The following is a 23,087-nucleotide window of genomic DNA, read 5'->3' as shown; positions in this document are numbered from 1 at the left end:
TCTCTTCCAGGATATTGTTCTTATCAAGCGAGGAAATTGGTCTTATAAGGATAAAACAATCTTTTTGAAAACATCTTCATTAAAAAAAGCTATTCGTAAAGTTTGTTGCTTTTAGAAAAAATGGCTAAATCCATGGGTTGTATTTATAACCAAAAAACAACAATCAATGCGAAACAAGCCTTAAAAAAAGCGGATAAAAACAAGGAATTGGGCAAAAAGTAATACAAGGAGGGATGATGATGCGAAAATTGAATTCAATCCTGCTGATGGTGGTTGGAGTATTGGCATTTTATCAATATCGGTATCGGCTGATGAATGCGGTGCTCAGTCAGCCGGGTATACGTCACTTTTTTATTCAGCTGTCCATGAGAATACCTTTTATACGGGAAAAATTTATGTTTCGTGCTTTTCGTTAAAGCTCACCTGTTAAGTAACAGGTGTTTTTTGTTTTAATAAAGCTCAATTCTTTAACATCTGCGGTTTAAGTTGGTATACTAATAATAAAAAGTTCGGAGAGAAGCTCATGATGATAAAGCAGGATGATCTTTATTGGAGTTTGATTTATGAATTTGTAACCAGACACGAATATCAGATTATCCGTTTATCAGATGATGGGCGGGAGATTTTGCTTGATCCTTATAGGAATAAGGATTTTCAAATTGTGCGTTTGATCAGAATGGAGCTGGATTGGGGAAGCCAGCTTCAGCAGGATATTGAAAAAACAGCAGCGCAAATTGATCATATCCGTAAGCAATCATGGAAGCATCCAATACAAATTTTGAATATTTATATTTCATCGTATCCTCCGGTAGATGATTGGGAGTTTCGCATTGAGAGGCCGCATCAATATGGCCAAACAACTCTAAAATCAATTGTGATTGATAAAGAGAAAGATCATGAAAGTGTTTTATTTCTTGAAAAACTTCTGCACGTGCCTCTTACCTTTCCATCAGAAAATGAATTCCTGGACACACAAGAACTAAAAAGAAAGGCCATTTCATATTCTAATCGGAGGATCAAAGAAGAAAAACAAATCTTTCATTTCGGTAAGCCTATATTCACATATTTGTTTACAGCAATCCAGGTCTTTATGTTTATGTTATTAGAAGCTTCAGGCGGCAGTCAAAATACAGAAACACTTGTTCAGTTTGGCGCTAAGTATAATCCATTTATTATAGATGGTGAATGGTGGCGTTTTATTACTCCTGTTTTTCTCCATATCGGAATGCTTCATCTTCTGATGAATACGCTGGCGCTGGTTTATATTGGCGGCGCAGTTGAAAGGATGTATGGTTCAGCTAAATTTTTATTCATTTATTTATTTGCAGGCGCTGCCGGATCACTTGCAAGCTTTGCCCTTAGTCCTTCAATATCTGCAGGAGCCTCAGGTGCCATATTTGGATGCTTCGGCGCCTTGCTATATCTCGGAATCAGCAATCCGAAATTGTTTTTCAGAACAATCGGTTCTAACTTGATTTTTATTATTGGTCTAAATCTTCTTTTTGGCTTCGCTGTCCCGAATATTGATAATGCAGGTCACATTGGGGGATTGCTTGGAGGATTTTTAGCAGCCCTCATTGTGCAGCTGCCTAAGCAAAACAAATGGGGTTTGAGACTTGCAGGAATCGTTCTGTCTTTAATCTTCATAATTGCTGCCTATACGTATGGTTTTCAGTTTGCAGAAAATTGATCCAAATGCCAAGTGACCAGAAAACTCAGAGGACAGGAAGCTGTCCTTTTTTTAGTTGCTTTGTGAACAGAGATAATTATTTTTCGTATGAATACCAATGCACGTTAGTTAACCTTTTCTATCCAAACACTTAGAAACTCCATCTTACAAAACAATTAGACACACTATATTCGAATGTAAAGTAACAAATTAATAAAACAGAAGAAAAAAAGCCTTTTATTTCAGGAATTTTTCGTCTTTCATGATAATTCTCTTGACGCGGTTATACATTCCTTTATACTTTTATGTAGTATGAAATAGATCAAGTTCCAATATAGCGGGTGAAAAAATGAAAACTGTTTACGATGTTCAGCAGCTTTTGAAAAAGTATGGAACGATTATTTATATTGGGAATCGTGCTGCCGATTTAGAACTCATGGAAATGGAAGTTAGACAGCTGTTTGAATCCGGCCTTATTGAAGTTCAAGACTTTCAAATGGCAATTTTGCTCTTAAGACAAGAAACGCAGCGTGAAAAAGATAAAGAAAAGATTTAAACTTTATTAATAAATTGTGCAAACGGTTTCTTAAATTTTTAGAAAAAGGATGACATAGACAATGACAGACAAATGGCTAGTGGGCGTTGATTTAGGCGGAACTACAATAAAAATGGCATTTATCAGCCATTATGGTGAAATGATTGAAAAATGGGAAATTCCAACTGATAAAAGCGGAAAAACCATTACAACAGATATTGCTAAAGCCATTGATGCCAAGCTCGCTGAATTAGGCCAAACGAAGGCCAAGCTTGCAGGAATCGGAATGGGTGCCCCTGGTCCTGTGAATTTAGAAACAGGCCTCGTATATGAAACAGTCAACTTAGGCTGGAAGAACTATCCTTTAAAGCATCATCTTGAAATAGAAACGGGTCTGAAGGCAGTAATCGATAATGATGCAAATATTGCAGCGATTGGTGAAATGTGGAAAGGTGCAGGAGATGGGGCTAAGGACGTAATCTGTGTAACTTTAGGTACAGGAGTTGGAGGGGGAATTATCTCAAACGGCACTGTTGTACATGGAGTTAATGGAGCAGGAGGGGAGATCGGACATATTACCTCAGTAACAGATGGCGGCGCCCCGTGCAACTGCGGAAAAGAAGGCTGTCTGGAAACGATTGCTTCTGCAACAGGAATTGTAAGACTTTCTTTAGAAAAATTAAACATGGACGATTCACCTAGTGTTTTAAGAAAATTATATGAAGAAAATGGAAGCATTTCATCAAGAGATGTATTTGAAGCATCAGAACAAGGTGATTACCTAGCAGCAGAAATTGTTGAGTATATTACAATGCAGCTTGGTCTTGCTATTGCTAATTTATCAAATGGATTAAATCCTGAGAAGATCGTAATTGGCGGAGGTGTGTCAAAAGCAGGGGAACACCTTAGACAGAACGTAGAAAAATATTTCAAGCGTTTTGCCTTTCCGCGTGTTGCTGAGGGAGCTTCGATCTCTATTGCAACATTAGGAAATGATGCAGGAGTCATAGGCGGAGCCTGGCTGGTGAAAACGAAACTTTCATCAGATTGACACACATATTATTAATAAAATAAGTCATAATATAAAGGAGCCTTATCGTTGTCAGATAAGGCTCCTTTACTTTTATGTAATATTCTTAATATTTTTACTTTGGTATAAATGAAACTTTTTTTGGTTTCATACGTCTAACTAAAGGGTAAAGCGAATAAGCTGAAGATTATTATTCTATCATCCTATTGTAAGGGAAATATTAAAAACGATTGATTTTTTGTTAAAGAAGTATTAAGATATGGTTTAGTTGTTTCATTTCAACCTAATTTATGGAAAATATTGAATGAATAATAAATGTTACGCACGTTCTAACGTATGAGGAGGTTATGAAATGCGTATAAAATCACTTTCGAAAATTTCATTTTTACTGATTGCAACATTGTTTATGTGGATTAAAACATATATTGTCTACAAAACTAGCTTTGATATTAAAATAGAAAACTTTACACAAGAATTCATTTTATTCATAAACCCGCTTAGCTTCTTATTGTTTATCTTTGGATTTGGGCTGTTTATGAAAGAAAAGAATCGAAACAGATATATTTTAGGTGCAAGTATAGTTGTAACATTAGTGCTGCTTGCAAATATCGTCTTCTACCGATTCTTTAATGATTTTCTCACAATTCCAGTTTTATTCCAGACAAGCAATATGGGGGATCTTGGCAGCAGTATTTCTTCTTTATTCGAACCATTTGACTTATTGCTGGTAGTTGATATCGCTATTTTATTCTGGTTAATGAAACGTCCAAGATTCATGACTGATGCAACGGTAACAAGAAAAGAAAAAACAGCTTTTTATCTTTTAGTTGCAGGAGTATTTTTCTTTAACTTAGGATTAGCTGAAACTGAGCGTCCACAGCTTCTGACCCGTTCATTTGACCGTGAAATGCTTGTTAAAAACATCAGCGTTTACAATTTTCATGTATATGATGGCATTATTCAGTCAAAAACATCCGCACAGCGTGCATTGGCAGACAGCAATAGCCTGACTGAAATTGAAAACTATGTAAAAGCAAATAAGAAAGAACCTAATGATGAAATGTTCGGGATCGCAAAAGATCGCAATGTGATCATGGTTTCATTAGAGTCAACACAAAGTTTTGTTATTAATCAAAAGATTAATGGTGAGGAAATTACTCCGTTCTTAAATGACTTTATCGGTGAGAGTTATAATTTTGACAATTTCTATCATCAGACAGGCCAAGGAAAAACATCAGATTCTGAGTTCATCGTTGATAACTCCCTATACCCTCTTGGCCGTGGTGCAGTATTCTTTACAAACAGCAATAACGAATATGTTGCTACACCTGAATTACTAAAGGAAAAAGGCTATTATTCCGCTGTATTCCATGCCAATAATAAAAGTTTCTGGAATCGTGACATTATGTATCAGGCTTTAGGATACGATCGATTCTTTGATGTAAATGATTACGATGTAAATGAAGAAAACTCTGTTGGATGGGGATTAAAAGACAAAGAGTTCTTTGAACAGTCTGTGGATCATATGAAGGAATTGCCACAGCCATTTTACAGCAAGCATATTACGCTCACAAATCATTTCCCATTCGAACTGAATGAAGAAGATAAAATGATTGATGAATTTGATTCAAACAGTAAGACATTGAACAATTATTTTCCAACTGTTCGTTATCAGGATGAAGCTCTGAAAAACTTTATTCAGAAGCTGAAAGATGAAGGTTTATACGATAATTCAATTATCGTTCTATACGGAGATCACTACGGAATCTCTGAGAACCATAATGCTGCAATGGGTGAATTCTTAGGCAAAGAGGTCACACCATTCGATGAAATTCAGCTGCAAAAGGTTCCATTCGTAGTTCATATTCCAGGTGTAACCGATAAAAAACCTCAAACGATTTCTGATGTATCTGGTCAAATTGACATCCGTCCAACGCTCATGCATTTATTAGGCATTGAGACGAAAGATGAGATCGAATTTGGCAAAGATTTATTCTCAAAAGATAAACTGCCGCTGACTGTTTTGCGTGATGGTAGCTTTATTACTGACAAATTCGTATATACAGGCGGAACTTGCTATGATAAATCTACCGGAGAGCCGGCTGAAGACAAACAGGCATGTGAGCCATATATGGAAAAAGCCAAGCAAGAACTGAATTATTCAGATAAAATCATCTATGGAGACTTATTGCGTTTCTATGATGAAATGAAAAATGGAAAAGATAAAAAAGCACCACAAGAAACTAAAGAAGAAACTAAATAAGTAAGAATAAAGCTTTGGCTCTCCTTATTCTGAGCCAAAGCTTTTTTTTCGATCGATGGTGGAAGGTATGGATCTGAAAACACTTGCTTCAGGTCCAGCTTTTCTAAGCATTCAAATAATGTAATGTCCCTTTTTACAATTGTCATAGTCACAGTCGATATGATCCGCACATTTTCTCGGAGCGTTCCATGGAACTTGCCCTTATTAAAATTTGTCAGTCTTTCATTCTGTTTTAAACCCTCATTCAAGATTGGGGCCTATGCAACATATGCTAGTAATAACCCAAATAAAGGGAGGAATGAGGATGAAAGTCAGAGCAAAGAAACTAACAAGTTTTGATGAGATCTCCACTTTTTTAAAAGTACCAATTCAGCTTCTCCATGATTCTAATCCTGAGCGAATTTCAAGTTTGATTCACGCAGGTGAAACATTTAATATCCCGTTTTCTAAAGAAATAAATTGTCACATATCGTCCACTTCCAATGAGACCTCCATTAGGAATATAATAGACTTTTACAAGAGTTCGCTCACTTCCCTGAACTCTCCGAACTTTATTCAAAAACATAGGGCTTATGATTTTAATGTTCTTCAAGAAGATCTTGAAACATTGCTTACAGCTTTTCCTTTTATAAAGCAAAGGACGGTTGGGACCAGTGTACTCGGATTGCCGCTTATTGAACTGCAAATTGGGAAGGGTACAAAAAAGGTTCATATGAATGGTTCTTTTCATGCGAATGAATGGATCACGACTTCGGTCTTAATGTGCTGGCTTCATGAGTATTTGCAGGCAATAGTAGACGGTGAATCGTTTCAAGGGCATGATGCGATCGAGCTATATGAAAAAACGACATTGTCTTTTATGCCGATGGTCAATCCAGATGGCGTTCAGCTTGTACTAAACGGACTATCACCAGAACATCCTCATTACCAATCGGTCTTAGCAATTAACAATAACAGCCTTGATTTTGAGCAATGGAAAGCGAATATTAATGGAGTCGATCTTAATAATCAGTTTCCTGCTTACTGGGACATAGAAAAAGAAAGAAAAATCCCCAAAGTACCAGCTTCAAGAGATTATCCTGGAGACGCACCGCTGACAGAGCCAGAATCAATTGCAATGGCAAACTTGGCAAATGCAGAAGAATTTGACCTCATCGTTGCTGTTCACACCCAAGGAGAGGAAATCTATTGGGGGTATATGAACTGCGAGCCAGATGAATCACTCTCCATCGTGACTGAATACAGCCGTCTTAGCGGGTATAAGCCAATTCGGAATATCGACAGTCATGCTGGTTTCAGGGATTGGTTCATTTTTGAAAAGAAAAAATGCGGATTTACCATTGAACTTGGCATAGGTGTTAACCCGCTGCCATTAAATCAATTAGATGAAATTTACGAAAAAAGCAAGGGAATTTTCTGGGCTTCTTTATATTCCTTAAAATAATGAAACAATTCCAATCTTCTAAACGTAATAATGAATGAGAGTAATTGAGAGGAGCATTAGTTGATGAGATACAGATTGACACTAATAGTATTCATAACGGCAATTTTATTAACTGGCTGTACACAGCAATCTCATCAACCGCAAGATGTTTCTGACCTAGAAGAGATCCGGAAGCCTGCAAATGAAGAAAGATACTTATCAGTTGATTTTCTGGAAGAACAAAACGTCATTCCAATTTCCGATGATGACTTTTTTTCAGCAGAAGGATGGCTTGACGAGCAGAACATCCTTTATCTAAGCGAAAATGCCGAAAAATCGACTGTTTATAAATATAACCTCTTTTCAGGTGAAAAAGAAAAATTATATGAATCAGATTCTTCAATTGTACAGCTTGAAATAAGTCCAAATAGAAACTTAATTTTAGTTCATGTCAGTCCGTCAAGCTACGAAGCAGAGGTTATTGTCATTGATAAATTGGGTAATGAGCAAACGAAAAGGACATTTCCCTCCTCTGAGCTCACCTATTCATGGAGCCCAAGCGGAGAACGAATATTTTTGACTTCTTTTGATGAAAATTGGACGTTTCAAACGTTTATCCTGAATATAAAGGATTTTTCTTTAGAGAAAAATCCAGTTGATATTCCATTTATTCAATGGCTGTCAGATGAAGAAATCACCTATTTAAAATGGGATGAAGGAGAACCTCAGCTTACTGCTCCTTTATACAGGCAGTCATTAATTGATCATAAAGAAGTTATGGTTGAAGAAAAAATGATAAACCATGCGAATTTTGGGGATTATTCATTAGCAGTTCAAGTTAAGGACGAAGAAGAATCAATCGGCTCTTATTCTTTTTATCATGAAAAGTATGATGAACTCATTTATTCTTTTGACGTGCAGCTATTGCCTCTTTATTCCGAATGGCTCGTACCGCACTTTGATTACTCGGACAGAAACATGTTATTTTATACCTTTGTACCTGGTTCAGAGGAAAATAAATTTGATTTAACAGCTGTTGATCTTCAAGCTAAAACATCCTCTGTTATCTTGGAAAATGCTGATAACTCTGATATCATGCTTTCGCCAAGCGGAGAGTTAGCTTTATACGGTTCTTACCTGGAAAATGTCATAGACTTGAAAGAAGCAGAAATTAAGAGTATCGTTAAATGAAAAGATTAAAAAGGCGGTAGGACTATGGCAATCGTAGACGTGACAGTCATCCCAATCGGCACAAAAACGGCAAGTGTAAGCGAGTATGTTGCAGCAGTGCAATCAATACTTAAAGGATTTGAGCAAGAAGGGAAAATTAAATATCAGCTGACTCCAATGAACACGATTATAGAAGGGGAATTATCTACATTGCTGGAAGTCATTCAGGCAATTCATGAAGCACCGTTTGAAAAGGGTATTAAGCGAGTAGCCACAAACATTCGCATTGATGACCGCCGTGATAAAGAATCCACGATGGAAAGTAAGCTAAAAAGTGTGAATGCGCATGTTAAATAAAAAACCTTGGCCCAAACTTTGAGGCCAAGGTTTTTTGCTGGAATCATGTAAGTTTAAAATCTTGATTCAATCGAAAGGGCAGTCAGTCGATAGTGTTAACTTGAATAAAATAAAAAGCGCCTTGGAACATACTTGCAAAAAGCAAGATGACCAAAACACTTCAGCTTTTCATATTGTCCAGCTCCGCCGCCTAACTCGCTGTGAAAAAGACAATTTCCCAGAAAAGGCAAAAAGCGCGTCCTTCCCTGGGAAATTCCTATTTTCTTCGCGAGCTGAGCAAGGCGGTTCCGCTTTTTTCTATTGTCCAGCTTCACCGCCTAACTCGCTGTGAAAAAGACAATTTTCCAGAAAAGGCAAAAAGCGCGCCTTCCCTGGAAAATTCCTATTTTCTTCGCGAGCTGAGCAAGGCGGTTCCGCTTTTTTTGTTAATGTGAAGTTGGAAATCCGTGATTAATAATTGTCATAACAGTGAACCAGCCAAATACTGCAAGTGTACCCCCTGCAAAGAAAATACCAAGTACGTTTTTGCCTTTAAACGAGCGGAATAATCCATATACAGAAAGTAATGTAACTAGAGAAAATATAATAACTAATCCCATCTTGAAGCCCCCTGACGTATGTATTTCTTTTTTGAAATCGCAAAAATTTAAATAGAATGAAAAACAAAATATTCCTTTTAATATTTTAAACGTTTTCATTCTGTTTGTCGAGGTCGAAATCAACACTTACATGATACGAAAGGGCAATTTTTTGAACAAGTTCTTGATCATTCCTATCCGCAAACAATATTGATTGATTTTCTGCAATTAAATGCTCCTCTGCTTGTAGCATGCACATTTTCAGCTGATTAGAGTCATTAGACCAAAGCTTAAATGAGATCACCATATTTGATATAAGATAATGATGACCAGCTTCAGAAATGAATCCATAATCCGTAAATGAATCATATATCTTGGTTGGATGTACATTAATTAATTGATGCATTTCTTCAAATAGTTGTTCCCTTTCCAGCAGTGATTTGATAAAATTGGCTTTCTCCAAACTATCGGTAAACAGTATACTTTCATCTTTGTCGTATTTTTCAAACTCTGGAATTACACCTTTTGAACGGCCATTTTTGTTCCATTCAACTCCGTAATAACTCTTCACGCAGTGCATCCCCCCAAATTTATTTAGTTCATGTTAAGAATAGTGTAGAATAGAAAGAAAAAACGTGCAATTGGGGTGTTAGTATGAAATGGGAGCAGCTGCCTTTAGGACCTCTCCAAACAAATTGTTATCTTATCTCAAATTCAATGAAAGATTGCCTTGTGATTGACCTTGGAAGTGAAGGGCCTAAATTAATTCAGCACATTCAAAAAAGAGGATTAAAACCGATCGCAATCCTTCTGACACATGCTCATTTTGATCATATTGGAGCTGTTGATGATGTCAGGGATCACTATCATATACCTGTATATATTCATCGCAATGAAAAAAAGTGGCTTGCAAATCCGGCAATGAATGGCTCAACAGCTTTTATGTCACAGACCATTTCTGCACGTGATGCAGATTTTTTAATAGACCAGGAAACCAAGCTTTCCATCGGTTCATTTTCATTTCAAGTATATGAAACACCAGGACATTCACCTGGAAGCATCTCGTTTTATTTTGAGGAAAGCGGCATAGTTGTTTCTGGAGATGCTTTATTTGCAGGCAGTATTGGAAGAACAGATTTGCCGCAAGGAGACCACCAGCAATTAATTAAGAGCATCCATCAAAAGCTGCTTGCCCTTCCAGAGGACACAATCGTTCTTCCAGGGCATGGTCCTGACACGGTTATTGAAATAGAAATGGAAAGCAATCCCTATTTAAATGGATTTTAAGAATGATGAAGACATTGTTCGATTATATAATAAAACAAGGCGGGGCTATCTCGTATTCACAATATATGAATCTTGTTCTTTATCACCCTGTGCTGGGTTATTATTCGAAAAACAAACAAAAAATCGGCAGAAATGGTGACTTCTATACGTCTAGTCATGTTTCAAATGTATTTGGGAAACTTTTTGCCAAGTATTTTGCTGAGCTGGTGGAACGTGATGAAGTGAATCCCAGCTTTTGTGAAATAGGCGGAGGAACAGGCCGTTTTTTGGCAGAGATGCTGGATGAGTGGAAGAGAATTTCACCTGAGACATACTCTAACCTGAATGTGTTTACAATTGAAAAGAGCGGGTACCATAGAGAGCTCCAAGTGGATCAGGCTGAATCTCATGCCATTACAGTTATTCCTTCAATAGACAAGCTCTCAAGGCCTTACAGCGGCATCATTTTTTCAAATGAGCTATTTGATGCCTTTCCTGTTGAAGTGATCGAAAATAGAGATTCCAAATTATATGAAGTATACATAACGTTTAATCAAAATAACGATCTAGTTGAAAAGCTGATGCCTTTAACGAATAGAAAAATAATTCAGTATCTGAAATGGCAGGAGATTGAATTATTAGAAGGCCAGCGATATGAGATACCTTTAAAGATGCTGGAATACATGGATAAATTAAATGAGTGTACCGAGCGGGCAGTTATTGTTACTGTAGACTATGGATATACAAATAGAGAATGGCAGCATCCTGCGCGATTGAAAGGAAGTATGCGAGGATATTATCGGCACCAAATGATGCATCCTTTACAGCATCCATTTGATATGGACATAACAACACACATTCATTTTGATGCATTAGAAAAAAGAGCGGAAGAATTTGGCTGGAACTTGCTGGAGAGTGAAAGACAAGATGACTTTTTACTAAAGGCGGGGATCCTTGCTTTCCTTAAAGATAATGATGAGTTAAATCCTTTTGGGGCAATCGCTACACAAAATCGAGCCATTCGAAGTTTAATCATGCCAGAAGGGATAAGTTCTTTTTTTCAAGTGTATGTACATGAAAAAGGTACGAATCGTAGTGAAAAGTATAAAATTTAGATAGAAATAAAAGGGGTAATCTGCAAGAAAATTTGCAGGTTACCCCTTTTTAATTTCATTAATGTCCGCCTTGTCCAGGCACCATCATAAATGTTGTCCAGTATGTAAAGCCAACGAAGAATACCGTCAAATATGCACCGAAAATGTAAATATACATCCGTTCTGATAATTTCAAATAAGATAAGAGGACGAAAAACCCAGTCTGTCCGAAGAATAATAATGAAGTCGTTTTCATATCTCCCAAATAAAACATGACAGCAAAGATTCCAGTCCAGAAGCCTAATACTCGGAACATGCGATCCATATGTCAATCCCTCCTTTGTTTTGTCCCTAAGTCCATCACTTTTTTTATTATAATGTACGTCCAATACCATTGTAAATAGCGTTTACATTCTAGAAGTGCCAAATATGTAACAATGTGTAAGCAATATTGAAAAAAAATCAAATTTTTGTATGGCTTATTACTGTACATAAGTTAAACAAATGCTATACAATTAAATTAGAAATAAAAAATTGTTAACGGCCAAGAGTTTTTATTAAGCAAACCTTATACAAGAATGGGAGATGAAGAACAATGAATGACTTGATTTTTTATAGTTACCCCAGCTGTACGTCATGCAGGAAAACAAAGCATTGGTTAAAAGCACATAACATCCATTTCAGGGAAAAGCATTTATTCCGTGAAACTCCTACGTATGAAGAATTGCAAAAAATTCTTCACCTGACAACAGACGGCATGGATGAAATTCTGACCACTAGAGGCCAAACCTATAAAGATTTAAATCTTAATATTGATGAACTGCCATTATCTCAAGTGTTAAAGTTAATCATTGAAGAACCAAAGCTGTTAAGAAGACCGATTATCACAGATGGAAAAAAGCTTGTTGTAGGTTATAATCCCCAAGCTTTTACAAAACTTGCAAAAAAGAAGGAAAATCATAAGTATGTTTCATAATTCAATAAAGAACGGATTGTTCTTTATTAATAACGAAATAGTGAGAATATATGAGAGAAGCCTTCTTTATTTAAATCAAAAAGGAAAGCCATATATATACTATGCAAAACGAGAAGCATAAAGAAACCTGCCGCTCCAGGTTTTTTTATGCTTTAAAAGTACTGGGCTAGCTGGATTCGAACCAGCGCATGACGGAGTCAAAGTCCGTTGCCTTACCGCTTGGCTATAACCCAATGAACACCTCCTACATTATTGACAGAAATGATGAAAATTATGTTATTGGTTCGGAAATTTTTATTTTCTATAAAGGAAAAGTAAATAATCATAATCGAATTTGTTGATTTTAGAGGTTAAAACTTATTTTTAGCGATGTGATTTTTTTATGGGATTTTAGTAAGCTTTGATTAAGAATTTGAAAGGAGGATGTTATGAATTCAATTGAACTATTAAGTGAACGAATAGTCGAAGAAGCATGCTCATTAAATGCGTCAGATATTCACTTTGTTCCAAGGGAAAAAGATGCTGTCATTCAATATCGAATCGACGATGATTTGATTGAAAAACGCTCGATCCGCAAAGAGGTTTGTGAACGAATTATCGCACATTATAAATTTTTGGCATCAATGGATATTGGAGAACGAAGGAGGCCGCAAAATGGTGCGCTAGCTTTATCAAACGAAACGATAAATGTACAGCTTCGCATGTCAACCTTACCTACAATCTATGAAGAAAGCCTCGTCATTCGAATTCTTCCCAATGAAGTCATTCCGTCACTCTCGCATCTTTCACTCTTTCCTCAGTCTGCAAATAAACTTCTATCCTTTATTAACCACTCACATGGCCTGATGGTGTTTACGGGTCCTACAGGTTCGGGAAAAACGACCACTTTATATTCATTGATACACTATGCAAAAAAACACTTTAACCGAAGCATTATTACACTGGAGGATCCCGTAGAAACCAAAAGCTCTGAAGTTTTGCAGGTGCAAGTTAATGAGAAGGCAGGGATTACTTATGCGGTCGGATTAAAAGCAATCCTCAGGCATGACCCGGACATTATAATGGTTGGTGAAATCCGTGATCGGGAAACAGCCCAAATAGCGATTAGGGCTGCCCTGACAGGACATTTAGTATTGTCGACGATGCATACACGAGATGCAAAGGGGGCAATTTACCGAATGCTTGAGTTTGATGTCAGTCTTTCTGAAATAGAGCAAACATTTTTAGCCGTGGTAGCTCAAAGACTGGTAGCCGTTAAATGTCCATTTTGTGAAGATGAATGCTCGCCTCATTGCAAAAAAATGAGAAAAACGAAAAGGCTTGGGATCTTTGAAATGCTATATGGCAAAAATCTGAGCCTTGCATTAAAGGAAGCACGAGGCGAAGATGTTGAGTGTGATTATACAACGTTAAAAGATGTTATTAAAAAAGGAATTGCTCTTGGCTATTTAACGACTCATTCGATGCATAAATGGATCTATCAATATGAGGATTAAAAAAAGGTGGGTTCTTAAAGATCAGGCGATTTTTCTGAAAAGACTGAGCAGCCTGCTTGAAAAAGGCTATTCATTGAATGAAGCTATGAAATTCACAGCAATTGATTTGAGTGAAGAAAAAAAACAAGACATTCTCTTCTGTTTAAATGAATTATCAAAAGGTGTTCTTTTGCGAACCACATTTGAAAAACTGCAGTTTCATTCTGAAGTATTGAGTTATCTATATTTCTCAGAAAAGCACGGTAACCTCGAGTTCGCTCTTCGTGAAGGAGGGGAAATGCTGAACAGAAAGATGATTCAGCATGAAAAATTAAAAAAAGTGCTGCAGTATCCTCTCTTTCTATTTTTCACGATTGGTATCCTCATGTACATTTCTCAGTCCGTTATCGCTCCGCAGTTTGAACAAATTTACCGTTCTATGAATTTAAAGCAAAGTTTTCTAACAGAAGTTTTATTCTTTATTTTTCGAGGATCGACTTTTTTTATGGTATTCCTAGTTCTTTTATTCATTTGTGGCCTGATCTTTTATGTGGCATTTTTTAAAAACCTTTTACCACAGGAAAAAATGAGAATGTCTTTGAAAATTCCACTTTGGAAAAAGTTTGCTTTACTTTTAAACAGCTACTATTTTTCACTGCAGTTAAGCAACTTGTTAAAAAGCGGGTTATCCATTTATGAAAGCTTAACTGTTTTTGAGAATCAGAATTTGCTTCCGTTTTTTCGAGATGAGGCTGCATGGTTTATTAGGCAGCTGAAAAAAGGAGACCGGTTTGAAGTTTTAGTTGAACGAAATGAATTTTATGAAAAAGAATTGACACAAGTTGTTGCTTATGGACAAGCAAACGGGCATTTAGCCCGTGAACTATACACATACAGCCAATTTGTACTCGAACGGATTGAGACTAAAATGATGAAATGGATAATGCTGATTCAGCCTGCAGCTTATCTTGCGGTTGGCTTGACAGTCCTAATTATGTATTTATCGATGATCTTGCCAATGTATCATATGATGGAAGCTTTGTGAAAAAAGGAGGAAAAAGATGAAAAGTGAGAAGGGTTTTACATTAATTGAGATGCTTATCGTATTATTAGTTATTTCTGTATTACTTTTGATTACCATTCCAAACATTACAAAGCACCATGGCAATATTCAGGAAAAAGGGTGTGAAGGGCTGAAAAATACTGTTCAGGCTCAGTCAACGGCCTATCAAATAGAGGAAAAAGCAATTCCTTCTTTAGATGAATTGCAAACGGCAGGATATATTGTTGATATGCCCGTATGTCCGAATGGAACTGAGCTGACTATTGATGCAACTGGAAAGGTTATTGAAAAGTCTGAATAGCCAAAAAGGCTATACACTTATAGAAGCTATTATCGTACTGAGCATTGTTGCCATATTAATGCTGATGACATTTATCTCAGCTCAATCCGTGCAAAGCCAGAAAACGGCTGAATTATTCTTTGAAGCACTTGAAAGAGATGTTTTGCATGCTCAGCAGCATGCTATTGTAAATAAAAAAAGTGTCAGTATCCTGTTTGATCCTGCAAATCATAAGTACTTTGCTGTAGAGGGTGGATTAGAATCTAAGAGAATATTAACAGTGGATTATGATGCGAGTATTACAGTTGATCCTTTAACAATGGATGCAAGAATTTTATTTAATAATATTGGCGGGATCTCGCAAAGCGGGACCATGAATGTATACTGTAATAAAAAAAAATACAAGATGATTTTCTATATGGGAATGGGACGAATGTATGTTGAAGAATTGTAGAGGATTTTCAATGGCAGAGGCTCTTGTTTCTTTCAGTATTTGGACAATGATTTCCCTAATTCTGCTCCCAGCGTCAATTTATATTAATAAAGAAAGAGCAAACATCAAATTGAATCATGAAGCTTTAATCGTTCTGAAAGAGCATATTGAGGATGTTGAATTCGATGATTCTGCAAAGGAAAAACAAGGAAGTTTCAGCAATGATACCAAATTCCAGATTTTATGGAAGAAGGAGGGGGAAAGTGAACATGCGTGTATTCAATGGCAAGATTATGTTGATAGAAAAGAAGAAAAATGCCTCTATTATTTTGGGGAATAGCGGATTTACATTACTTAATATGATTTTTTCTTTCAGTATTTTTATGATCATTGTTTCTTCTACTGCCATTCTCATTCCACACCTTTATTCCATTTCAGAGAGAAAAACAGACATAAACCCATTAGAATGGGAGATTTTTCTTCAGCAGGCATTGCTTGAACTGAGTGAAGGCACTAATTTACAAGTAGAACCGCAAAGAATTTCCTTTACTTCAAAGTCCGGAGAAATAATTGAATATGAAAAGTACGGTCAACTAGTAAGAAGACAAGTTGATGGTAAAGGACATATCATTTGCCTCCGCAATATAAAGAATATTGTTTTTAAGCCAATTTATGGTGGAGTATCACTAACCGCAACTAGCATTACTGACAGTGAATACCACAGCAAACTAAGAAATTTTCATGAAATCAAGGTCAACTGATGAGAAACGAAAAAGGCTTAATCCTCCCATCAACCGCAATTTTGGCCATGTTTTGTTTAATGATCATTTTTCATCACAGTGCATTATATGTTAAAGAAATAAATTTTTACCATAAACGGGGGCAAACCATACTTTTGGAGAATCGAATGCTTTATGGATTAAAGCATTCTTTAGCAGAGATACAGAAAGGAAATTTAACTGGACAGCAAACCCTCATGCTTGATCAGAGCACAATCGTTTATCAAGTTAATCAGACTGATGAGGAACATATTCTTGTAAAAATCACGTGTGAAATGGATGAAAACCTATCAAATTCAGCGACATACAAGTATAGCGTTTCTCAAGAAAAAATCATTTATTGGTCCAGATTTTAAACCGTTCTAAAAAGAACGTCTCCCATTATGATTGAAACTGTGGTAAAGTTATGAAAAAAATACGGAGTGAATGATTTGTGAAGGCAATTTATTTAACTGGTTTTATGGGGACAGGAAAAACTACGATCGGAAGAGCTTTAGGGAAAACGTTGAATCTTCCTGTTTATGATACAGATGAACATATCGTGAAAAAGACAGGAAAAGAAGTGAAAGAAATTTTTAATAAAGAAGGCGAAGAGGCATTCCGGGATCTTGAAACAGATGCTCTTAAGACACTTTCCTTAAAAAATATCGTAATCACGACAGGAGGAGGACTTCCTGTTCGTAAACAGAATCGGGAATGGATGAAAAAACATGGAACGATTGTGTTTTTATATACGGATTTAGATGTAATCTTTGAACGTCTTCAGCAAGACAGGGAGCGTCCTCTTGCGATGAATGCTTCAAAATTAGATTTGGCTGAATTATATGCGTCACGGAAAAATGCCTATGACGACTGCTCGTTTATGATTGATACGACGGGGAAGGAAATAGAGGATATCACGGAAGAAATCATTGTCAGATTAAAAAAACACGGCCTTGGCTAAACTAAGAAAAAAATGTACGTGAGGTGTTGTGTTTTGTCTACAAATGATTATGTGAAATATATGACCCAGCAGCTGGTGCGATATATGGATACACCAAAAGAAGAACGTAAAGTAAAAAAGACGAACCGTAAAAAAGAACGTCAGCCCCTTTTTAGCAGATGGTTTGGCGTATTGCCTTTCGCTGTCATGTTATTAATGAAAAAAAGAAAATAAAAAGTGCCTCTATGAACTGCACCACAAATATTAGATATGATCTAACATTTGGGGGTGCAGTTTTTGATTTGTAAAATTCTGCGGGATAAAAGTGCATTAATATTGAGAGGCTAAAACAAATATTGCTCCATTAAAATAAGGTACCCATCAGGGTACCTTATTTTAATCCGCTTCTTCTAAGACTTGAATTTTTTTTACTTTTTCTGTTTTCGCATCGTACGAGATCGTAACGAAAACGCCAATGTCCTTCATACCTTCACGGACTGTCACTTTATATTGTTTAACCGTTTGATTCTTTTTTGTATTATCCCAGATCTTCTGTGCAAATAGGACTTGAGAGAGAGGATAACGCTTTTTCGTTTCTTTTATGGCGAAATTTTTCCAATCGGTTTGCTCAGCAGCAGAAACCTCGCTGGAAAATGAAACCAATGAAGGCGTTATTCCGTATATAAAGAGAAGTAGCAATAGCGCAATTGTCTTTTTCAAACGTTTCACCATCCTTTTTAGTTATTTTTACCAAAAACTTGATTGCTATTCACAAGGGGGGATGGAATGTATGATCTAAAAAAACTACAGCGTACTTTGTTCATGTTATTTAATGGATCACTAGGTGCTGCAATCTTGCTTTAATTTTTATTTTTTCATATGGAGTTCCGCTTTATAAATTTCAATATGATAGTAATCTTTTTGTTAATTAGGATAAAGGGGGTAATGGAATGGCATTCTTTATGATTTTCTTCTTTGTTTTTATAATCGTTGCAATTATCTCAGCTGGAACGAAAAGTAAAAAAAGACATAGAGGTACAGATTCATCCTCTGTTTTTCCATTTTTAGGTTCAGATGCAGATGATCGAGATCGCTCAGACTCTGGTTTTTTTGATTGGGGAGGCGGAGGAGATTCCGGCGGAGGCAGTGATGGAGGCGGTGGAGGCGGCGGAGATTAATTGAAGAATAAAGTCGTCCATAGAGGCGACTTTATTTTTTTGTTATTCATAAAGTTTCATTTTGAAATAATATGAAATAAATAGTAAAACGAAGGAAATGGCAGAAAAAAAAGAATATAGCCAATAATTGAAGCTATGTATTGATTTTCTTTATAAAGAACGTGTTTTATAATAGACTAAATGAGTTCATTAATAAGAACTTTAATTCTCTAAAATAAAAAGGATCATTTGCATAAATCAGTAGAATGCACTTTTCGAGGATATTCTAAGATAACGGAACTATAAAATAAAAGAACCTCCTTCAGTAATAAGACCAACTAGACGAAGCGAAAGAATTATTTTTGCCATAAGAACATATCATACTAAGTAATAGTTCCTGTTCCTAAAAATGTTCTTTATTAAGAAATTAATTCGTTATTTCAAACAAAAAGGGGATGAATCCCTTGAAATATGCTTTCATACTTTTGGCAGTTGTCAATGTATTTGATGCGTTTCTGACAGTTGCAGGGCTTCAGCTGCATGTCATCAGTGAAGCAAACCCAATCATGAAATGGCTTTATGAGGTGCATCCCTTAATCTTTATTGGTTTTAAGTTATCATTTTCACTTTTCTTGTATATGTTTATTCAATTTAAATGCTTGCCTGCTACAAATGCTGTAAAGTTCGTTTCTTACATAGCTTTAATCGCATATGCAATAGTACTATTCATGCATGCCATCTGGTTAAAGGGAATTCTGATATAAAGGAGAATATGGATGTACAAAAAACTTTGCAATCGCTGTTATCAGCCCTCGTTCAGCAGCTGTTCGACAGGAAAATGGACTTGTCCAATTTGCTCAAATGATTTAACGAAAATGAAACCAATCAGGGCCATACATCAGCCTAAAGCAAATTTAGACAGATATGTGAAGAAAGAATCCATAAGTAAAAACAGTTTTGATAAATTGGCATGAGAAAAGCGCTCTAGCATATATCTAGAACGCTTTTTATTTATTGTCATAAAGAACTAAAAATGAAAAAGCACCTTTCCATCTAGACCAGCAAGTGGGTCTTATTCTGAACAGGCGCTAGCGCTTTTCTTATTTATCTTGGTTCATCTTCCACCGATTAAATTCAAGGAATTCACGAAATTGATCTTTCGTAACACCAGAGTCCATCGCTTCTTTTACGAGGTTTGCCCATTCATTATCAAGATTATCCTTTTTTGTCTCATAGATAGAATCTTCTAGAATAAGGGTATTCATTGATACTCCCAATACGGTTGAGACTTTTTCAAGAAATTGTACAGACGGATTTGACTGTAAATTACGCTCGATGGAACTTAAGTATGATTTAGCAACTCCAGCGCGATCAGCAAGTTCTGATAGAGATAGTCCACGTTCTTTGCGGTATTTACGGATGCGTTCACCAATCATATGATCACCTTCCCAGTGCCATTATAGCATATAACGAAGGAATTGTTATATATATAGAACGATTAAACTGAAAAAATATGTAGTTTTTTGTCTGTGTCAACTATTAAGTGTTTGCGTTTGCAAAAAATCTCGGATTTCTTCCTTACTTATACCCATTTCAAGTGCTGATAAGATTAATTCTTCCCACTCAGGATCCATCTTTTCAACTTCCATGATTACCATCTCCATTTTTTCTCCTCCTAAAATACGTATTTGTATTTCAGGCAGCCCAGCCATCTTAGTTAATCGCAACGTTAGATCTGTGACTTTGCGTCCCAGCTTTTCAGCTGGTTTGCCTTTGTCTGATTATATTCAAAATAAACAGCCAGCTTGAATTACAGTGTTGCTATAGTCCTTAAAGCTTGTATATCTTATTTACTACAATTATAAAAAAAGATTTTTACGGTTTGTGCTGAATCATGTCGATAACAAAAAATATTTTCATTTTTTTGAAAACATTGCAAATAAATAACATAATATGGTTTAATATCCCTTTTGTATAGGTATTTTGAAAGAGAAGGAACATCGTTATCGACAGTAAAATTGTTCAATATAAAGAAACTGCAAAAATTAATTTTCGACTCTGAAAATTAATTTTTGCAGTTTTCGACATTAATGGAATGCATGCTGCGATAAATAAAAAATACCGCCGTTTACAATCGATATATTTATTTGGGGATCATACAATTCTCTCAAAGCTTCTTTTTCTAATCGATAAGCTTCAGGTTTCTCTTCAAGATCCTCATAAAAATGGCTTAACAGCATCATATCTGCGTTCCAGCGCTGCCTGGCGTCATCTGCCCATGAATGGTCATCTTGTTCAATTTTACTTTGAATATAATTCTGAATTCGATGTAGCCCGCTCTGCGGTTTAATCATTGGAGTAGTCGTAAAGCATAAATCAGGAATCCTTGGTGTTAAAGTGATTTTCTCTAAATGCTCCTGAAAATTTTCAATGATTGCCCCGCTGATAAGGTGAAGGCCAATTGAATAAAGATGATCCTTTTTTTTATCACTTTGATAAGAAACGATTACATTTACTCCAAGCCATGGGTGAAGTGACTGTGAACTGCCTTTATGAGGTGAATTTTCATAGAGTCGAATATGACCTCCCAATTTTTTACTCGTTCGAAAAATTTGATGAAGCCTAGGCGATCCAAAGTGTATCGTCTCTCCTTTTATTTCAGTAGGACTCAGTTTAGCATCTGTTAACAACGTCAGCTCCATTGGGTTTGGCGTTCCACCGGTTTTTTCGAGATATGTCCAATAAAAGGGACGGTTCATTAACTCTTTATCCATCTCAATTGTTAATTGAACCGTCATGTAGCCCGGATGTTTATTGGTGATCTGACATGAATTTGCGGTAAAGAAACTTTCTAAGAACTGGCTAATTTGCTGCTGCTGCATTACTGTGGCCTCCTTAGTGACTCGGGTTTATTCTCCATTTGCTGCTTTGCTTTCTGAATGCTCCTGTTCTGCAAAATGAAGGATTGATGTCAAATTTTCCATTTTTATCTTCATTTCACCTTCACTTTTAGATTGAAAAAGAATGTCCTGAAGATGATCTTCAAAATTGGAAATTTCTAATTTTGTTAAGATTTCATCGAGTTCGCCAATCACTTTTTCAAAGAGATTTATTTTTTCATAAAGCAGTTTTAAAATATGTTCTTCAACCGTGTTTTTAGTAGACATGTTGTAAATATAAACATCCTTTTCTTGTCCAAGCCGATGAATTCTTCCAATTCTCTGTTCAAGCCTCATTGGATTCCAGGGCAAATCATAGTTGATGATGTGGTTGCAGAATTGGAGGTTAATCCCTTCTCCGCCAGCCTCCGTTGCAATCAGCACTTGTACTCTATTTTTAAATAAGTCTTTCATCCAATCCTTTTTCCCCCGTTTAAAACCTCCGCGGAAAGGAACAGAAGTGATGCCATGCTGCTGCAAAAACCATTGCAGATAAAATTGTGTTGCCCGATATTCTGTAAAAATGATTACTTTGTCATCAATTTTTTGAATCAGCTCAACTGTTTTTTTGGCTTTTGAGTTGCCATCCACTTCATCAATGCATTGCATTAATTCCCGTATAATCGAATCAGGCAGCGGCGATGATTCCCCATCAGGACGCTCGGTCATTTTTTTTAATGTCATATAAACCGCTTCCCTGCTTGAGCAAGCTTCTCTTTGCAGCGTCATTATAGAAAACATGCTTGCTGCAGCTGTTCCATATGATTTTAACCTTGATATAGCAGTATACAAATTCCTTTCGGTCGGAGAAAGCTCAATCTGGACCGTTTCGACATGACGTTTAGGCCAGTCAATTCCGGTATCGCCGCGCCGGTTTCGGATCATCACTTTGTTCACAAGCTCCTGTAAGTGCTCATGATGATCAAGCGAACGGTTCTTAGCTGAAAAAACTTCAGTGAAATAAGCTGCGTTCCCGAGGTGGCCTGGTTTAAGAAGTGAAACAAGATTAAAGATTTCCTCCACACGATTTTGTATGGGAGTCGCTGTAAGCAGCAGACAATATTTTTTCTTCAAACTTTGAACAAATTCATAGTTTTTTGTTTTATTATTTTTGAGTTTGTGAGCCTCATCGATGATGACTAAATCATATTGCTGCTCAAGGACGATTTCTCTATGAGGACTTCGTTTTGCCGTGTCAATAGATGAAACAACAACATCACATGCTTCCCAAACATAACTTTTCTTTTGTTCAACAGCAGGAATATAGAATTTTTCATGCAATTCTCTTGCCCACTGAGAAACAAGCGATGCCGGCACGAGAATTAAGATTTTCTTAGCCAATCCACGAATCATATATTCTTTTACGATGAGGCCAGCTTCAATCGTTTTTCCAAGCCCTACTTCATCGGCAAGAATGGCTTTTCCGTTCATATTCTCAACTACTTGCTTTGCGACCTCCAACTGGTGAGGAAGCGGTGTGAAATCTGGCAGATGACTTGGTGCCTGTAAACCTTCAAATGAAGGAACAATCAAATGCCTCTGTACTTCACAGGCTAATTTATAATTTTCCCAGTTGGCCCAAGGTCCATCATCTTCTAATTTAGTAAAGAAAGCATCTTGCCAGGATGAATCGAAATTGATTTTTACATTCATAAATGACAGCCCTTTCAAAAAAGGT

The 23,087-nt window shown here is 36.4% G+C and carries 32 protein-coding genes, 1 tRNA gene and 1 riboswitch; of the genes, 24 read left to right on the top strand and 9 right to left on the bottom strand.

From position 1 onward, the window contains the following. Positions 1 to 239 precede the first annotated feature (239 nt). The 9 genes from CYJ36_RS23590 (at position 240) to CYJ36_RS24040 (ending at position 8,881) form a co-directional block, all read left to right on the top strand. Positions 240 to 416, top strand: coding sequence for a hypothetical protein (locus CYJ36_RS23590; protein ID WP_180850179.1), 177 nt, complete (start codon positions 240 to 242; stop codon positions 414 to 416). A gap of 107 nt (positions 417 to 523) precedes the next feature. Continuing rightward, the gene (locus tag CYJ36_RS08440; protein WP_101566757.1) at positions 524 to 1,690 is read left to right on the top strand and encodes a rhomboid family intramembrane serine protease; all 1,167 of its coding nucleotides are present in this window, start codon (positions 524 to 526) and stop codon (positions 1,688 to 1,690) included. Between the two features lie 328 nt (positions 1,691 to 2,018). After that, entirely contained in the window at positions 2,019 to 2,225 is a 207-nt protein-coding gene (locus tag CYJ36_RS08435) for a YqgQ family protein (protein ID WP_101566755.1), read from the top strand. A gap of 61 nt (positions 2,226 to 2,286) precedes the next feature. After that, positions 2,287 to 3,255 carry an ROK family glucokinase gene (locus CYJ36_RS08430; protein ID WP_101566753.1) on the top strand — a complete coding sequence of 323 codons (969 nt, stop codon included), beginning with the start codon at positions 2,287 to 2,289 and terminating at the stop codon, positions 3,253 to 3,255. A 331-nt stretch (positions 3,256 to 3,586) separates the two neighbouring features. Then, a complete protein-coding gene (locus tag CYJ36_RS08425) occupies positions 3,587 to 5,497 on the top strand; it encodes an LTA synthase family protein (RefSeq protein ID WP_101566751.1) in 1,911 nt (636 codons plus the stop codon). Between the two features lie 304 nt (positions 5,498 to 5,801). Beyond that, positions 5,802 to 6,941 (top strand): M14 family metallopeptidase, encoded by a 1,140-nt coding sequence (locus tag CYJ36_RS08415; protein ID WP_101566747.1) that lies wholly within the window; start codon positions 5,802 to 5,804, stop codon positions 6,939 to 6,941. A gap of 63 nt (positions 6,942 to 7,004) precedes the next feature. Next, positions 7,005 to 8,111, top strand: coding sequence for a hypothetical protein (locus CYJ36_RS08410; RefSeq protein ID WP_101566745.1), 1,107 nt, complete (start codon positions 7,005 to 7,007; stop codon positions 8,109 to 8,111). Positions 8,112 to 8,135: 24 nt separating this feature from the next. Further along, positions 8,136 to 8,447: an MTH1187 family thiamine-binding protein gene (locus CYJ36_RS08405; RefSeq protein ID WP_101566743.1), complete on the top strand. Its 312-nt coding sequence runs from the start codon at positions 8,136 to 8,138 to the stop codon at positions 8,445 to 8,447. A gap of 200 nt (positions 8,448 to 8,647) precedes the next feature. Continuing rightward, complete coding sequence (locus CYJ36_RS24040; RefSeq protein ID WP_101566740.1) at positions 8,648 to 8,881, top strand: hypothetical protein; 234 nt, start codon at positions 8,648 to 8,650, stop codon at positions 8,879 to 8,881. On the opposite strand, the gene CYJ36_RS08395 is transcribed toward CYJ36_RS24040, so the two are convergent. Together CYJ36_RS08395 and CYJ36_RS08390 are read right to left on the bottom strand one after the other, a co-directional pair. Beyond that, the gene (locus CYJ36_RS08395; protein WP_101566738.1) at positions 8,873 to 9,046 is read right to left on the bottom strand and encodes a DUF2759 domain-containing protein; all 174 of its coding nucleotides are present in this window, start codon (positions 9,044 to 9,046) and stop codon (positions 8,873 to 8,875) included. The two genes, CYJ36_RS24040 and CYJ36_RS08395, sit on opposite strands and share 9 nt — an antisense overlap. An 85-nt stretch (positions 9,047 to 9,131) precedes the next feature. Next, complete coding sequence (locus tag CYJ36_RS08390) at positions 9,132 to 9,596, bottom strand: hypothetical protein (RefSeq protein ID WP_101566736.1); 465 nt, start codon at positions 9,594 to 9,596, stop codon at positions 9,132 to 9,134. 83 nt (positions 9,597 to 9,679) lie between these two features. Between CYJ36_RS08390 and CYJ36_RS08385 the strand changes: the two genes are divergently transcribed. Beyond that, on the top strand, positions 9,680 to 10,312 hold the full coding sequence (locus tag CYJ36_RS08385) for an MBL fold metallo-hydrolase (RefSeq protein ID WP_101566734.1): 633 nt from the start codon (positions 9,680 to 9,682) through the stop codon (positions 10,310 to 10,312). 2 nt (positions 10,313 to 10,314) lie between these two features. Beyond that, the gene (locus CYJ36_RS08380; RefSeq protein ID WP_101566732.1) at positions 10,315 to 11,406 is read left to right on the top strand and encodes a class I SAM-dependent methyltransferase; all 1,092 of its coding nucleotides are present in this window, start codon (positions 10,315 to 10,317) and stop codon (positions 11,404 to 11,406) included. Positions 11,407 to 11,464: 58 nt separating this feature from the next. Here the strand turns inward: CYJ36_RS08380 and CYJ36_RS08375 are convergent, their stop codons facing one another. Next, positions 11,465 to 11,710: a DUF2626 domain-containing protein gene (locus CYJ36_RS08375; RefSeq protein WP_070876617.1), complete on the bottom strand. Its 246-nt coding sequence runs from the start codon at positions 11,708 to 11,710 to the stop codon at positions 11,465 to 11,467. A gap of 270 nt (positions 11,711 to 11,980) precedes the next feature. Between CYJ36_RS08375 and CYJ36_RS08370 the strand changes: the two genes are divergently transcribed. Continuing rightward, on the top strand, positions 11,981 to 12,361 hold the full coding sequence (locus CYJ36_RS08370; RefSeq protein ID WP_101566730.1) for a Spx/MgsR family RNA polymerase-binding regulatory protein: 381 nt from the start codon (positions 11,981 to 11,983) through the stop codon (positions 12,359 to 12,361). A gap of 161 nt (positions 12,362 to 12,522) precedes the next feature. Here the strand turns inward: CYJ36_RS08370 and CYJ36_RS08365 are convergent. Then, a tRNA-Gln gene (locus tag CYJ36_RS08365) sits at positions 12,523 to 12,594 on the bottom strand. 195 nt (positions 12,595 to 12,789) lie between these two features. Between CYJ36_RS08365 and comGA the strand changes: the two genes are divergently transcribed. The 9 genes from comGA to CYJ36_RS08325 all read left to right on the top strand — a co-directional run bounded on the left by comGA (position 12,790) and on the right by CYJ36_RS08325 (position 17,547). Then, positions 12,790 to 13,857 carry a competence type IV pilus ATPase ComGA gene (gene comGA / locus CYJ36_RS08360; RefSeq protein WP_101566728.1) on the top strand — a complete coding sequence of 356 codons (1,068 nt, stop codon included), beginning with the start codon at positions 12,790 to 12,792 and terminating at the stop codon, positions 13,855 to 13,857. Beyond that, complete coding sequence (comGB, locus tag CYJ36_RS08355) at positions 13,847 to 14,881, top strand: competence type IV pilus assembly protein ComGB (RefSeq protein WP_101566726.1); 1,035 nt, start codon at positions 13,847 to 13,849, stop codon at positions 14,879 to 14,881. The genes comGA and comGB overlap by 11 nt, the downstream gene beginning before the upstream one ends. 16 nt (positions 14,882 to 14,897) lie before the next feature. Then, positions 14,898 to 15,200: a competence type IV pilus major pilin ComGC gene (gene comGC, locus CYJ36_RS08350; protein ID WP_101566724.1), complete on the top strand. Its 303-nt coding sequence runs from the start codon at positions 14,898 to 14,900 to the stop codon at positions 15,198 to 15,200. Continuing rightward, positions 15,184 to 15,633 carry a competence type IV pilus minor pilin ComGD gene (gene comGD / locus CYJ36_RS08345; RefSeq protein WP_180850177.1) on the top strand — a complete coding sequence of 150 codons (450 nt, stop codon included), beginning with the start codon at positions 15,184 to 15,186 and terminating at the stop codon, positions 15,631 to 15,633. The genes comGC and comGD overlap by 17 nt, the downstream gene beginning before the upstream one ends. After that, positions 15,617 to 15,952: a competence type IV pilus minor pilin ComGE gene (gene comGE / locus CYJ36_RS24795; protein WP_374702792.1), complete on the top strand. Its 336-nt coding sequence runs from the start codon at positions 15,617 to 15,619 to the stop codon at positions 15,950 to 15,952. Before comGD ends, comGE begins: the two co-directional genes overlap by 17 nt. Next, positions 15,882 to 16,373, top strand: a complete 492-nt coding sequence (comGF, locus tag CYJ36_RS08340; protein WP_257962443.1) for a competence type IV pilus minor pilin ComGF — start codon at positions 15,882 to 15,884, stop codon at positions 16,371 to 16,373. The genes comGE and comGF overlap by 71 nt, the downstream gene beginning before the upstream one ends. Further along, a complete protein-coding gene (comGG, locus tag CYJ36_RS08335; RefSeq protein ID WP_101566719.1) occupies positions 16,373 to 16,747 on the top strand; it encodes a competence type IV pilus minor pilin ComGG in 375 nt (124 codons plus the stop codon). The genes comGF and comGG overlap by 1 nt, the downstream gene beginning before the upstream one ends. A gap of 77 nt (positions 16,748 to 16,824) precedes the next feature. Further along, a complete protein-coding gene (locus tag CYJ36_RS08330; RefSeq protein ID WP_101566717.1) occupies positions 16,825 to 17,334 on the top strand; it encodes a shikimate kinase in 510 nt (169 codons plus the stop codon). Between the two features lie 33 nt (positions 17,335 to 17,367). Beyond that, positions 17,368 to 17,547, top strand: a complete 180-nt coding sequence (locus CYJ36_RS08325; RefSeq protein WP_101566715.1) for a YqzE family protein — start codon at positions 17,368 to 17,370, stop codon at positions 17,545 to 17,547. A 162-nt stretch (positions 17,548 to 17,709) separates the two neighbouring features. Here CYJ36_RS08325 and CYJ36_RS08320 read toward each other — a convergent pair whose 3' ends face one another. After that, the gene (locus CYJ36_RS08320) at positions 17,710 to 18,033 is read right to left on the bottom strand and encodes a DUF3889 domain-containing protein (RefSeq protein WP_180850173.1); all 324 of its coding nucleotides are present in this window, start codon (positions 18,031 to 18,033) and stop codon (positions 17,710 to 17,712) included. A gap of 230 nt (positions 18,034 to 18,263) precedes the next feature. Here CYJ36_RS08320 and CYJ36_RS08315 point away from each other — a divergent pair, with 230 nt between their 5' ends. The 3 genes from CYJ36_RS08315 (at position 18,264) to CYJ36_RS08305 (ending at position 19,444) form a co-directional block, all read left to right on the top strand. After that, positions 18,264 to 18,491, top strand: a complete 228-nt coding sequence (locus CYJ36_RS08315) for a hypothetical protein (RefSeq protein WP_101566711.1) — start codon at positions 18,264 to 18,266, stop codon at positions 18,489 to 18,491. A gap of 443 nt (positions 18,492 to 18,934) precedes the next feature. Continuing rightward, entirely contained in the window at positions 18,935 to 19,234 is a 300-nt protein-coding gene (locus CYJ36_RS08310) for a DUF5658 family protein (protein WP_101566709.1), read from the top strand. Between the two features lie 12 nt (positions 19,235 to 19,246). Then, complete coding sequence (locus tag CYJ36_RS08305; protein WP_101566707.1) at positions 19,247 to 19,444, top strand: hypothetical protein; 198 nt, start codon at positions 19,247 to 19,249, stop codon at positions 19,442 to 19,444. A gap of 126 nt (positions 19,445 to 19,570) precedes the next feature. On the opposite strand, the gene CYJ36_RS08300 is transcribed toward CYJ36_RS08305, so the two are convergent. From CYJ36_RS08300 to CYJ36_RS08285, 4 genes are all read right to left on the bottom strand, one after another. Beyond that, a complete protein-coding gene (locus CYJ36_RS08300; RefSeq protein ID WP_101566706.1) occupies positions 19,571 to 19,906 on the bottom strand; it encodes a helix-turn-helix domain-containing protein in 336 nt (111 codons plus the stop codon). A 96-nt stretch (positions 19,907 to 20,002) separates the two neighbouring features. After that, the gene (locus tag CYJ36_RS08295; RefSeq protein WP_224773256.1) at positions 20,003 to 20,134 is read right to left on the bottom strand and encodes an anti-repressor SinI family protein; all 132 of its coding nucleotides are present in this window, start codon (positions 20,132 to 20,134) and stop codon (positions 20,003 to 20,005) included. Positions 20,135 to 20,165: 31 nt separating this feature from the next. Further along, a riboswitch (cyclic di-GMP riboswitch) is annotated at positions 20,166 to 20,252 on the bottom strand. 305 nt (positions 20,253 to 20,557) lie between these two features. Then, the gene (locus CYJ36_RS08290; RefSeq protein ID WP_101566705.1) at positions 20,558 to 21,352 is read right to left on the bottom strand and encodes a YqhG family protein; all 795 of its coding nucleotides are present in this window, start codon (positions 21,350 to 21,352) and stop codon (positions 20,558 to 20,560) included. 27 nt (positions 21,353 to 21,379) lie between these two features. Continuing rightward, positions 21,380 to 23,062 carry a DEAD/DEAH box helicase gene (locus CYJ36_RS08285; RefSeq protein ID WP_101566704.1) on the bottom strand — a complete coding sequence of 561 codons (1,683 nt, stop codon included), beginning with the start codon at positions 23,060 to 23,062 and terminating at the stop codon, positions 21,380 to 21,382. Positions 23,063 to 23,087: the final 25 nt, after the last annotated feature.

Source organism: Bacillus sp. UMB0893 (assembly GCF_002858905.1).
Classification (GTDB): Bacteria; Bacillota; Bacilli; order Bacillales; family Bacillaceae; genus Bacillus_P.
This window is presented reverse-complemented; position numbering and strand designations above follow the sequence as displayed.